The 12,853-nt window shown below is 61.8% G+C and carries 10 protein-coding genes and 1 pseudogene; 4 read left to right on the top strand and 7 right to left on the bottom strand.

Features of this window, described 5'->3' with window-relative positions:
* Nucleotides 1-1,389 precede the first annotated feature (1,389 nt).
* Nucleotides 1,390-2,058, bottom strand: a complete 669-nt coding sequence (locus AC4D16_RS16845; protein ID WP_490955845.1) for an ANTAR domain-containing protein — start codon at nt 2,056-2,058, stop codon at nt 1,390-1,392.
* Between the two features lie 106 nt (nt 2,059-2,164).
* Nucleotides 2,165-2,932 (bottom strand): GAF domain-containing protein, encoded by a 768-nt coding sequence (locus AC4D16_RS16840; protein ID WP_490955844.1) that lies wholly within the window; start codon nt 2,930-2,932, stop codon nt 2,165-2,167.
* Nucleotides 2,933-3,430: 498 nt separating this feature from the next.
* On the opposite strand from AC4D16_RS16840, the gene AC4D16_RS16835 reads away from it, so the two are divergent.
* Together AC4D16_RS16835 and AC4D16_RS16830 are read left to right on the top strand one after the other, a co-directional pair.
* A complete protein-coding gene (locus tag AC4D16_RS16835) occupies nt 3,431-3,970 on the top strand; it encodes an ANTAR domain-containing protein (protein WP_490955843.1) in 540 nt (179 codons plus the stop codon).
* Between the two features lie 120 nt (nt 3,971-4,090).
* Nucleotides 4,091-4,822 carry a GAF domain-containing protein gene (locus AC4D16_RS16830; RefSeq protein ID WP_490955842.1) on the top strand — a complete coding sequence of 244 codons (732 nt, stop codon included), beginning with the start codon at nt 4,091-4,093 and terminating at the stop codon, nt 4,820-4,822.
* Here AC4D16_RS16830 and AC4D16_RS16825 read toward each other — a convergent pair whose 3' ends face one another.
* The 3 genes and pseudogenes from AC4D16_RS16825 to AC4D16_RS16815 form a co-directional block, all read right to left on the bottom strand.
* On the bottom strand, nt 4,823-5,575 hold the full coding sequence (locus AC4D16_RS16825; protein WP_490955841.1) for an ANTAR domain-containing protein: 753 nt from the start codon (nt 5,573-5,575) through the stop codon (nt 4,823-4,825).
* 964 nt (nt 5,576-6,539) lie between these two features.
* Nucleotides 6,540-7,739: pseudogene (locus tag AC4D16_RS16820) on the bottom strand (IS3 family transposase).
* A gap of 115 nt (nt 7,740-7,854) precedes the next feature.
* Entirely contained in the window at nt 7,855-8,097 is a 243-nt protein-coding gene (locus AC4D16_RS16815) for a DUF8462 domain-containing protein (RefSeq protein ID WP_490955846.1), read from the bottom strand.
* Between the two features lie 135 nt (nt 8,098-8,232).
* On the opposite strand from AC4D16_RS16815, the gene AC4D16_RS16810 reads away from it, so the two are divergent.
* Together AC4D16_RS16810 and AC4D16_RS16805 are read left to right on the top strand one after the other, a co-directional pair.
* On the top strand, nt 8,233-8,664 hold the full coding sequence (locus AC4D16_RS16810; RefSeq protein ID WP_490950103.1) for a hypothetical protein: 432 nt from the start codon (nt 8,233-8,235) through the stop codon (nt 8,662-8,664).
* Nucleotides 8,665-9,319: 655 nt separating this feature from the next.
* Entirely contained in the window at nt 9,320-9,790 is a 471-nt protein-coding gene (locus AC4D16_RS16805) for a DUF4383 domain-containing protein (RefSeq protein ID WP_490955840.1), read from the top strand.
* A 234-nt stretch (nt 9,791-10,024) separates the two neighbouring features.
* On the opposite strand, the gene AC4D16_RS16800 is transcribed toward AC4D16_RS16805, so the two are convergent.
* Entirely contained in the window at nt 10,025-10,939 is a 915-nt protein-coding gene (locus AC4D16_RS16800; protein ID WP_490950101.1) for a diacylglycerol/lipid kinase family protein, read from the bottom strand.
* A 39-nt stretch (nt 10,940-10,978) separates the two neighbouring features.
* The gene (locus AC4D16_RS16795; protein ID WP_490955839.1) at nt 10,979-12,550 is read right to left on the bottom strand and encodes an alpha/beta fold hydrolase; all 1,572 of its coding nucleotides are present in this window, start codon (nt 12,548-12,550) and stop codon (nt 10,979-10,981) included.
* Nucleotides 12,551-12,853 lie beyond the last annotated feature (303 nt).

Below are 12,853 nucleotides of genomic sequence, written 5' to 3'. Positions count from 1 at the left end.
CCAGCTACAGGCGCAGATCACCGCGTAGCTACACCGAACGCTCGGAGAGCGAGCCGACAACGCAGATGATCGGAAGATGACTCACCTCGAGTCACTGACAACGTCGGGAAGCGGTCCTACGCGAGAACGTAGCGTGGGACCGCTCCCCGTCGCTGAGAACCAACGAGGTCTGACCGAGTTGCTCACGCCCCGCAGCAGGCGGGACACATGAAACGACGTACAACGGGTACCCAAATGCAGCACCCTGGGACGAGTGGCAGAACCCGTCTCGACTTCGCAGTAGGTCCAGAGGCGCCGGCAGGTTCGAGGTCAGCTCCCGTCGCTTCACGTTCTTGCCGTTTGAGGTGGCCCGGAGGATCTCGACGTGGCGCTACACGTTGACATTGATCCTGGAGAAGATCAGGCTAGAGGTGTCGCCCCGGACCCTGGCACGAGACCCTTATTGTGCTCGAAGCCGTGTCAGGAATACCCATGAGGCAGATCGACCACGAAATACGCCGTGCTGATCCATCATTTGCGCCCACCTCCAGCCCTGAGCAGCTGGTGGAACCGCCGACCTTCAGGGTCGCTGCTAGCCAGCTCCACCTCCGAGACCAAACGCAGGACCAGATGCGGGGTTCTGGTCAAATCTCCACTCGCGGTTCGGTTGAAGATCCCAAGCTGCGCGATCTTAGTGACCGCGAAGCGGTTGTCGCGGTGATGATTGCGAACGGACGGGCCCACGAGGATGTTGCCCTGCGACTGTCTCTGCCACTGATCGCAGTTGAAAAGCACCTTCAACAGGCGTTGGACGTCCTCGGACTAACAGACGAGCAGCACCTGACCTACGTCATCGTCGCTTCCCATTACAACCGCAACGCACCAAGCTCCCCAACGTCACCCCGATCTCCAACGTCACCCCGATCCCCATCAGACCATGGCCGAAGGCCCGACGAGCGATCCGCTCAACTGGGCCAGAAAAGTCCCAATCCAGCTGGAGGGACAGAACGGACGCAGTCCTCGGGCGTCCCTGACCCTGAGGACCTGAACCAGACTCCAACGGCCATTCACCTGAACTCGCTCGTCATCCTTGACGCAGCCCAGGAAAGACACGAGCAAGGACTCCAGCCTTTCGCATGAACTGAACCAGCCATCCGCCGCATGCTCCCAGTCCACTTCCGCCCGCTCCCTTACACCTTTCGGGTCAGGACGGCGTGGTGACGGCCATGAGTCAGGTCGTCTTCAAGTGTCAGGTGCGGCAGAAGGAAGGGTGGAGCTCAAAGCCGACCATCGGTGGGTGAGCTGCGCCCGCTGACCGCCTTGGCCGTCGTGAGCTGAACTCGGACCAGGACCCGGACTCGCCGGGCTGTAGGTACGACGAGTTGTAGGTGCGGTGGGAGTGGGGCGGGCTCAGAGGACAATCGTCCGGTCGATGACGTGTCGTGCGGCTTCGTCGAGGGTCTGCTGGTTGGACCGGGCGTGGTTCCGTAGCCGGCGGAAGGCGTCGTCCATACCGACGGTGGAGGTTTGGGCGATGACGCCTTTGGCTTGCTCGATCAGGACCCTGCTGTTCAGGGCGCGTTGCAGTTGCTCGTTGACTATCTGGGATTCCCGGATGGTGCGTTCTTGCAGGAGACTTATGGTCGCCACTGACGCGAGGGCCTGGGCGATCATGGCGTCCTCCTGGGCTAGGTCTCCGGCTGTGGAACCGAACAGGCCCATGGCGCCGATGATCCTGTCGTGGATGCGTAGCGGTACGACGTGTACGGAGATGAAACCCTGGTCGAGGGCGGCTCGGCGAAAGGCCGGCCACTTGTCGAGGGTGGTGAGATCGGCGATGGTCGTGACGATCCCGGAGTGGTAGCTCTCGATGCAGGGTCCTTCACCAGCCTGTAGTTGCAGGATCTCGACGAGTTCGGCTTGTTCGCTGGTCGAAGCTACGACCTGCAGGTCACCGGTGGGGCTAGCCAGGAGGAGACCCACCTGATCCACCTGGAGAAGTTTGACGCATTCCTCCACCAGGGTGTGCATGAGGTCAAGGACGTCGTAGTCGGCGACGAGGGTGTCGGCAAGCTTCACGAATGCTGCGCTGACTTGTTCGGGTCGTGACCGGGTCACCATGATGCCGCCCTTCGGGGTTGCTTCGTATCGGCGCCCTGGCGGCGGGGATCATGAAGTACGTTCATCAGTCTTCCTCACGACCGGCGTGATCCGATACCGAATCAGGATCAGAATCAGGACCATTAGGCGGGATCGACGATGTGTCGAAGCCCGAGTTCTCATCAGGGGTGAACGTGATACGCCTAGTGACGACGGCTTGTGCTGCGTCCTTGAGCGATATCCCCTGGGCGAAGGCGTGGGCGCGCAGGAGCAGCAAGGCGTCGGCGGCGGACACATCAGCCTGAACGAGGATCATGCCGGTCGCCTGATGTACTTCGCGGCGCTCCAGAGGCTCACCCTCAGGTGGGGAGTCCGTTCCGGAGTGGCGTTGTTGGTCGAGAATGAGGTGCAGAAGGGTCATGGATGTTTTGGTCGCCAACGCTTGAGCGTGGGCGAGCTGGGCTGGGCTGAGCCGCCCTGGCTTGTGGTTGTAGAGCTCTATGACGCCGACGTCGACTGCGCCCACTGTGAGCGGCAGAACCACTAGTGCTGCTGCCCCGGTGTCGGCGAGCCCTGATCCCAGCGCCGGCCACAGAATGTGGGCTGCACCTGTATCCGGCACGGTCACGGGGAGTCGGGTGCGGACCGCATCCCAACGGGGTCCTTCCCCGACGGTGAATTGCGCCTCATCTAACGCCACAGCGATGTCATCGGTCGCCGTGATCCGGGTTTCGTTTCCTGTTCCGACGAAGATCGAGATCGCGGCGCCGTCAACCGGAAGCTCGTCCAGATATGCCGTGCATAGATCGTCGTTGGATGAAGGGGGGTCCGGTGAGGGTAAGGGGTTCGTCATGGGTCTCGGATCGTTGGCTGCGGCCCTACGGCGGGGGCACTGATGCACTGGCAGCCCTTCAACAATCTGCCGACGATTCCTGAATATCACGAGGTACTTGCCCTAACCATAGCCCGTGCTCCTCACAGAAGACCCCGAACATCCTCTTCGTCTACTCACTGCCGGGCGGGAGCGGTCATCGATCAGGAGAACCTGAGCAAGGTCTGTCGGATTGACGGGTGGGTTGTTGTGCCGCACTGTTAAGCCAGCACCCCAGACCCCGGTGGCATGATATTTTTCCTGCCGAAGAGGAGCCGAATGATGGTGCCCCTATCAGCTCACGCGTCCGCTCCGACCCGGTCAGCGTCCCACTCTGACCCTCGAAGTGAGACCTCTAGTACGCTTACGCGCGCAGCAGGCGCTGACCTTGCAGCGCAACTACTAGACCTCGTCCTACACCATGAGGACCTCGGTACCTTCAGTGCCGACCTCGTGTCTTTGGGGAGCCAGCACCTCGTCGTGGGCGCCGAGACGGTCTGTGTTCTCACCCTCGAGCACGCTCAAGGCGGACTCATCGTGACAACCAGCCCGACCACTAACCCCGACAACAGCAGCCCTTTCGCGTACATAGACGACGGTCTTGACCGTCGGCGGGTTCATCTGGTCCGCGATCCAGCACGTATCGTCATACCGCTGGAAATCAGTGACACAGCCCGTGCGACCTTGTCGTTCCAAACTCAGAACGGCGTCGTCTTCACCGCTGAGAATGAGGACGAAGCGCAGGCGTTTGCGCGGGCAGCATCACGGGCCCTCCAAATCGTGTTTCAGCGATCCGCTGCCCTGGACAGGCAGGCTCATCTTGAAGCGGCATTGCGCACACGGACCGTCATCAACCTCGCAGTGGGCATGGTGATGGCCCAGAACAGGTGTACGCAAGAGCAAGCCATCGCCATCCTCAAACGCGCCTCGAGCACGAGGCATGTGAAGCTCCACACGATCGCGGAACATGTTATCGGCACCTGTGATTCGAAGCCGCCTGAAATCCACTTCGAGAACTAACGACTAGACAAGCAACCAGGTAGGGCCGCCTACGACGAAGCAGTCTGTAGAACCTACACAGCCCGCTTCCACTACTTACTCTCACTACTCACTTCCACCGCTGTTCAGGAGATCCCTTTGGTGGCATCACCGCATCCCTCGTTTGAGCTACACACCATCTTCGGGCGCACGAATGGACACCTGCTGACCAAGGAGACCGTTCATAGCGCTGTCGACGATCTCGCGGACGTTGCCGCGGACATCATCAGTGCCGCGTACGGTGCCGGCGTTAGCCTCATCAACTCCGATGGTCAACGCCTGAGCGTCGGAGCGACCAGCGACGGTGTTCTGGCGGCCGATGACCTTCAGTACGAACTGGGTGAAGGACCATGCCTGTCGGCTTGGTCCACAGGCGTCCCTGTCTACGTCACCGACACGCACACCGAGAAGCGATGGCAGTCGTGGACAACGGCCGCAGCTCACGCCGGTATTCGGTCCTGCCTCTCCGTCCCCCTGTTGAAGAAACCCGCTGCCCTGGGAGCGATGAAGGTCTACTCCGACAGCCCGGACGCGTTCTCGGGCGACGATCGGAAGCGACTGTTGAAGCTGGCGCACTCCGCTGCCGCGCTTCTTGGGCACGTGCAGGCCAGCGATACGCCACAACGCATCAGCACCGAGGTCAGAACCTCACTCGCGCAACGTGACGCCGTCAGTGTCGCCCGCGGCATCCTCATGGAACGCCACGACATCGGAGTACAGGAAGCAAAGAGAAAACTGTTGGATATTGCTGGTCGGGATCAGAACACCATCGGCGATCAAGCCAGCATCATCACGGCCCGCGAGAATCACTCCGGCGATGTTCGGGACCGCTGATCAGCGTCCGGGCTTGCTAGGCAGTTCGCCGCTGGTGACGAGTTCGTAGGCCACGTCGAAGAGTTTGAGGTGTGTGCGTTGGCTGGCCAGTGACAGCACCACGAACGCTTCAGCTCCCGTGAGCTTGTGGCGTTCCATGAGGATACCTTTGGCCTGACCGATGGTGTCTCGTGAATCGATGGCGTTATTCAGGTGCTTGGTTTTTTCCGCCCCGGCGAACGCCACCGCGGCGTGCGAGGCCACCAGCAACCCGATGTTCTCCGACTCATCCGTGAAGGCGTTAGGTTCACGTGAGTACAGGTTCAGGGCGCCGAGATCGTCGCCTTCAACCCATAGTTGGATCGACAGCATGCCCTGCGCGCCTGCCTCTGCGGCGCGCTTGGCGAAGAGCGGCCACCGCTGCTCGACACTCATGTCAGGGACCCGGACGGTGCTGTGTTCATACGCCGCTTCCAGGCAGGGGCCCTCGTTGGTTTCCATCTGCAGCGCGTCGATGCGCTCGGGCAAGTCCCCCGACGGAGCTTTTGATCCGACGTTCTTCCGGCCCAGGACGACACTGACAGAACCCTCGTCCGCTCCCGGGATCAAGCCCAACGCTGCATGGACGAAACCCGCGAGGACAGCGTCCGCGTCCGGCTCCTGCTGCAACGACCGGGCGAGCTCCGCGAGTTCCGTTGCTAGATCTGGCGCCCGCTCCTGCCCGCCATGATGGGTAGATGGCATACCTCGTGCCACACCAGATTCCTCAGTCACAGCTCTTCAAGCTCCTCAACCTTCGGACTGTCTCTTTCATTGCATCACCTTCATCGTTAGCTCATCTTGTCTATCCGACCCGCCCCATACTTCCACCCCGCGGCACAGCTTCCCGAGAAACGCACCTACGAAAGCTGTGCTTGCTCGGTGCTGCGTCCACGCCGTTGACTGGAGAACGTCTTTAGGTCAAGCAGCCGGCACTGAGGACGGCAGGGGTACGGGGCCCGCCGCCCCGTACCCCTGTTCACGCCCCTGGCCGCATGAAGCGCTCCCTCGATCAGGAGAGCACTATGGCCGCCGTAGCCTGCCGCTTCCTTCAGCGTCCGTTCAAGGGTCCATCAGCGGGACGTCGGTTAGCGTCCGAGCACAGAGTGATATCGCATCTCGCTCAATACAGAGCCGCAGGCCGGATGAGTGAGTACAGGTGACTTGCCGCTTCGAGGAGGGCGGCACTTCTTGTATCGAGTGCGCCGAGTCGGGCTTCGAGGAGCGCTTGCAGCTCGGTCACGTCTGTCGAGTCGCGCAGTGGCGTGCGAGGTGCGGCGATCGCGGGGATCGAATGCCCGCCGCTCCGAAGGATCGCGACGATGCGGGCGTCGATGATCGCTCGCCTCCCATATCTGCGGGACAGCTGTGGTGAGAGGCGATCAGGGCGCAGGAGCCCCTGCGACCCTGTTTCCCGTCCACGGATAGGCGTAACCAAGGTTGTGACAGTACGAGTAGTATTCCCCTGCCACATCGTCGGTAGCGGCGACGATGGGCTTCGATTCTCCTTTATTGGTCTGTCCCGCCATCAACCCCTCTTCACTCACCGATGTGAGTGTTTGTGAAGCAATTGGAGTCGTAACCGCGCTTGATGACTGAGCGGATGCAGGAGCCGCAGCAAAAAGACTGCCGAGTACTACCGAGCTGGCTGCAATCACCGAAGATGGGGTCTGCTGCACGGATAGGTGACGGTTTTCAGTCACGCAGTCAGGGCGGCTGGCGTGTTCATGATGGTCTGGAACTCGATGGGCGTCAACCTTCCGAGTAGGGCCTGTCGGCGGCGCCGATGATAGGTCCGCTCGATCCAGGTCACAATCGCTAGTCGCAGCTGCTCACGAGTCGTCCAGGACCGGCGATCGAGAACGTTCTTCTGCAGCAGGGCGAAGAATGATTCCATCGCAGCGTTATCGCCGCAGGACGCGACTCTTCCCATCGATCCAACCATCCGGTGGCGGGTCAGAGCACGCAGGAATTTCCTGCTCCGAAATTGCGACCCTCGGTCGCTGTGAACCACGCAGCCGGCAACATCACCACGACGAGCGACCGCGTTTTCCAGCGCGTTCACCGCCAGCCTGGATTTCATTCTCGAGTCGATGGAATAACCAACGATCCGGTTCGAGTACACGTCTTTGATCGCACAAAGGTAAAGCGTTCCTTCTCCAGTTTTGTGCTCAGTGATATCCGTCAGCCACACCCGGTTCGAGGCGTCTGCAGTGAACTCGTGCCGGACTCGACCGTCATCATCGGTGACGGTGCAGAGGTCCTCGTGGACCGGAGGTCCGGGTTCCCTCCCGTTCTTCCCACGCTTCTTCCCGAACGCGGACCACCACCCGTTGCTCGCGCAGATCCGCCACGCAGTCCGGTCAGCCACTACCCCCCCCCCCCCCGGCGTCGCGGGCCTCGTCCGCCAGGAGCCGGTGACCGAACTCGGGATCGTCGGTATGAGCGTCGAACAGTGCGTTCGCGCGATACGCCTCAACGACTTCCGCCGTGGTGACTGGGGCGGCCGGCCACCGGTAGTAGGGCTGGCGGGAGAGCTTCAACACCCGGCACGTCACGGTCATGGGGATCCCCGAGTCGGCGAACTCTCTCACGAGCGGGTAGAACCATTTCCCGGCAGATTCGCCTGCGACAAATACGCTGCTGCCCGGCGCAGGACTTCATTCTCCTGCTCAAGCAGCCGGACCCGTTTCCGCAATCCGCGGTTCTCCGCCGTCTCGCTGCGAAACGGACCAGCCGTCATGCCGTCACCGGTCCCGGCGCTCCGCATCCATTTCGTCAGCGTCATCGGGTGAACACCGAAGTCCTTCGCGACCGGCTCGATCGTCACTCCGGACTCACGATTCCTCGCCACGCGCGCCACGTCGTCGCGGAATTCATCTGGGTAAGGCTTCGGCACAGCAACATCCTTCCAGGCCCGCCTTCCGACAAGCCAGATCAGATATCACCTATCCGTGCAGCAGACCCTTGCGCCTCCGGAGCATCATCCCGTCCTCCAGCCCGGGTCGACACCCTTAGAGCGGAGAGAACGCGACGCGGCAAAGGGTCGGTGCGTAGATGATGCCGTTGCCGATCAGGGACGCGCGGATCATCGTCATGGAGCTCGGTCTTCGGCCGCTGCGCTCGGCCAGCGCTGCTGAAGGTGAACTTGAGGGTAACCAGACGTGGTCTGGAGTTTCGATACGGGGTGCAGGCCGCACACTGGGTGGAGGCAACAGAAGATCCTGGACGTGTCCGCGTTCTTTCGTTGAGTACATCGAGGCGCTTGCGCGGACATGGGGTTCATCGTCCGTGTCAAGCAGCCGGCCCGGACGAAACTCGCTCCCCCGACCTCCTTGGTCGATTGATCCTTTGAGTCCTGTCATGGTCTGAGGTCGTTCAATACTGGCGATGTGAGTCAGGCGCCGAACCCCATCGACACACCGACCTTGTTCGATCTGGTTCTCACCCATGACAACGTCCAGGACTTCCTCGATCAGCTCGCTGTCCTCTCCACACGCATCATGTCCCCCGCACTCGTTGAATGCAGCATCACCTACCGGGACGCGAGAAGAACAACCACCCTGGCCAGTAGCAGTCCCGACGTCGACATCATGGACGATCGTGAATACGACAGCGGGGCCGGCCCGTGCCTGTCCTCCATGGAGACTGGCACCATCATCATCACCATCGTCGACATCGCCACGACCGAGACCGTGACTCCGGCAGCGCGTGCATCAACTTCTACGCCGCAGACCCCTTCGTCTCCACTCCACAACGACGAGCCGTCGCCCGTAGCTTCGCGACCACTACAGCAACATCACTCACCCTCGCCCTACGCCTGAGCTCAAGCGTCGTCATCAACGACGACCTGTACCTGGCCGTCGATGCCCGCTCCCCGATCAACGTGGCCAAGGACCTGCGGGGTGTACCCAAACGCAACATGGCTCGAGTAGCGAAACTCGTCTCACCCCGGAACGGACATGCCGCTCAGGGTGCCTATGTGCTCGTCTTCACAGTCCAGCGTGAGCGTTCCTTCCGCGGCCTGACGCGGCAAGAAGGTACCCATATCGGTTCTCGCGGTAGCCCGCACGAATCCTTGAATTTGCCTACGCGGGCGCATGCCGACGGTAGAGCAACCAGTGCAGTGCTCATTGAGCAGGGTAGGCTGCCATTCCTGAAAGCACGGGCGCCGACCTTGCTCATCACGCGTGCCGTGCCGCCTGTGGGTAATACCCGCAGGGCCTCCTCCGCCGGACGAAATGCTCAGCGCTGAGCAATTCGACCTGTTCACCGTCCAAGCGACACGAGCCATGCCTGCGTCACACGAAAAGCTGCCTACCAAGCTGCTTATAGGCCATTCAACGGCCCACCTCCGGCGAATTGCGTAGACATCGTTACCTGTCTCGCTTGTCTCACCTGTCAACCGGGGCTAGCTGTTCTTGGCCCCGTCAACATCACCGCAGGCCATCACTCGCACACCTCCCTGGGAGAACAATCATGACCACCGCCAACACGCCCCGCGCGGGCACCCGTACGAACGTCCAGAAAGCAGCCCTCGCCGTGGGAGCCGTGTTCCTTCTCGTCGGGCTGCTCGGCTTCATCCCCGGCATCACCAGCCAGGACGACCAGCTCGAATTCGCCGGACACGAATCCGGCGCCCTGCTCCTTGGCCAGTTCCAGGTATCCGTCCTGCATAACCTCGTGCACCTGCTCTTCGGGGTAGCCGGGGTAGCCATGGCCCGCACCATCAGCGGCGCCCGCTCCTACCTCCTCTACGGAGGCATCATCTACCTGGTCCTATGGATCTACGGTCTGGTCATTGACCACGAATCGGCCGGCAACGTCGTCCCCGTCAACGATGCAGACAACTGGCTGCACCTGTTCCTGGGCATCGGCATGATTGCGCTGGCACTGCTACTCACACGCAACCACAAGCGCACAACAACACACGTCCAACCAACAGATTGACTAGTTCAACCGATTAGCTGATACCGCCGAAAACAGTGCGGCCCCAGAAATATCTGAGGCCGCACTGCTATTTCCATCAAAAAATCACTTCATCAACTATAGGATCGACTCGCTTCGAGCTCATATCTGAAGCTTGACTACTCTGCCGTCTCGAAGGCGAGGACCAAAACAGCCCCAGATGCGGACCCCAAGGCTGTGGGCGGTCAACAAAGTGATGCGCATTCCAGGGACCGCTCAACTCACGATGGCCAGGGCCTGGTGGAGACTGTCGATGGTGATCGTCATGTTGGCGTCGACGTCCTTGATCTCTCCGTCGATCTGATAGGGCATGGGCTTCAGCGTGGAGAAGCGGTAGTGGGAGTAGCTCGGCTGGTTACCCAGCCCCGTGGTCGAGGCACGCAGCGCCGTGAGGAGGATCCGCCACTTGGCCATATGCGGAAAGGTGATGACTTCGAACTTTCCATCGGCGGGGTGGTCCTCGGCTTCGCTGAGCGTGGCGTACTTCGCCATCTGTGAGATGTTCGCGAAGACGAGGCTGTCGAATGTCCTGTCCTCACCGTCGCTCTGCCGGATCCTGAAGGGCTTGTACTTGCGGAAGCTCCGGGCCACGGAGAACATCTCCGTGATCGCGCCCTTGCTGCCTTTTTCGATGTCGATGGCCATGATCGGCGTCAGCCCGAACCCGATGTAGGAATGCGCGTAGATCGGCTCGGTCTGTGCTGCGGAGCGCCCGCCCTGAAGGCTCAGACGCATCACGTCGATGCGCCGCACGTGACCGTCAACAATTGCTTCCGCCAGGGGTCTGCGCCCGGTGACGCGACTGTGGTCGTTCGCGTTACCCGCCGCCAGGACAGCGGACACGGCGTCGTCCCTGCCGCTGGCCATGACGCCGTTGATGACCTCGTTGTACCCGCCGTCACCGCTCACCGACACGACCAGCGCGTTGCCGGCCGACGCGGCTTCCTGCGCGAGTTCCACCGCGTGCCCCGCCCGTTCGGTCGGCGTCAGCTTGACGTCGGTTCCCGGCACGAGGGTGACCAATTGCTCCTGCAGTTCTTTCGCGAGCTTCGGGGCGTTCCCTGTGCTGTTCGGGTTGAAGATGATCGTGATCGCGTCGAACCTGCGCGGCTCCTGGGTGGTGTCGTTCATGATGCCTTCTTCTGTGAGAGATTTCTTCATCGATTCGGGCTATCGGCGATCGAGGAAGCCGGTGACAGCGGAGGCCACGGCAGCGGCGGCGCTGTGATGTGCCGCGTGGGGTGCTCCCTCGATAGTGCCGGATTCGCCGTGTTGAGCGGTGCGGGCAAGTTTGTCCGACCAGGCGGCGCCGGCGACGACGTCGCGTGAACCCCGCAGAACGAGCACGGGTTGTGCCGCCAGGGGTAGTCGCTCCTCGAGCGGATACCTCAGAGCGAGCTTCAGTTGAGCGGCATACCACCGCGGTCCGCACCGCACAACGTCCAGGAATTGAACCATGCTCAACAGTGGTTTCTCGAAGATCGAGTTGAACGCCAACCGGAGAGCCTGCTGACGCACTGTCCGGTGATCGACGTCGACAGCAGCACCGATCAGAACCAGGTGAGAAACAAGGTCCGGGCGTTCGATGGCCAGCTCCGTCGCGCTTTGCACGCCCATCGAATGACCAATCACTACACAGGACGAAGCTCGGGCGTCATCAAGGACCTTCCCGATCAAGTCGGCCGTCGCTTCGTTGGTCGACGCGTGGTCGGGTCTTCCCGTCCACCCGTACCCCGGAAGGTCGATCAGGTGTACGTCACCGTATGCGGCGAGGACCGATCCGAGACGCCGGAAATATCGGTGGGACATGCCGATCCCATGGATGAGGACGAACACCGGTACGGGCGCCTCAGTGCTCGCGTAGATGGTGGCGGCACGGCCACCATCGTTCACGCGTGCCGCTCGTGTCGTGCGATCGGTTGACCCGACAAGACGATCGCGGTCGGGGCTGAGGGGCATGATGTGCGACCTGCATTGCCGGTCCCCTACCGTGATGCTCCGCATCTCGAGCACCTTCGGGCGTGGTGCAAGACGGGTGACGTGTCCCGTCTGCGGCATGGTCGGTCGTGCCTCGTGCTCGGTCCGCTCACCTGCCTGAGTGTTTGGGTGCCGCGACAAGTCGAAGAGGACTGCGGCGGCGACCGTGGAAGCGCCTCCGCGATGGGCCGCGTGTGGCTGCCCTGGTATTTCCACGAGCTGTCCTTCGTGGGCGTTGCAGCTGAGTTTCTCGCACCAGTCGTGCCCGGAGATGATGTCGCGGGTACCGCGAAGGACGAGCACCGGGCGACTCACCAACGGCAGACGCTCATCAAGGCGGTAGCTGAGCATGACCGGCAGTTCCTGCAGGTACCAGCGGATCCCGCACTCGATGTATCCGAGACTGACCATCGCGTTCGTGACGGGCCTCTCGATCAGGGAGTCCACTGCGAGCATCAGCGTGTGTTTGGTCGCCGAGCGATGGACGACGTCGGTCACGGGCCCGATCAATGTCAGGTGGGACACGAGATCGGGTCTGCTGATCGCGAGTTCGGTCACGAACTGCGCGCCCATCGAGTGCCCGATCACCACAGCACCGCTCACCCCTTGTCCGTCGAGGACCCGGGCGATCACGTCCGCGTACTCCGGGACACTCATCTGGTGGTCAGGGCGTGCGGTGCCACCGAATCCGGGCAGATCGAGGATCAGGGTGTCGCCGTGCTCGATGAGGACGGCCTGCAGTGCGTCGAAGTAGCGGTGGGACATTCCGATCCCGTGTACAAGCACGAACACTGGCCGGGCAAACCCATGGTCCGGTGCTCGGCGGGTCAGATGCACGCGGCAGGAAAGGCGCGCACGCGCGTCCTCAACCTCGATCTCGATCGTGGTTGTTCTCGCCGCGGTCTCCGAACTTGGTACTGATTCGGAGTTCTGTGTCGTCTTCATGGCCTCTTACTGTCTGTGGTCGCCAGCTCGAGATGCCGGCTGATGGTGCCGGCTTAGGGTGCCGGATGGGGCTGGGCCGGTTTCAGGTGCGGCGGTAGCGGTTGACCATGGGGCAGTCGAAGG

It is taken from the genome of Arthrobacter sp. TJ-236 (genome assembly GCF_058269235.1).
Note: the sequence above shows the minus strand (reverse complement) of the source record. Positions and strands in the feature narration are given on the sequence as shown.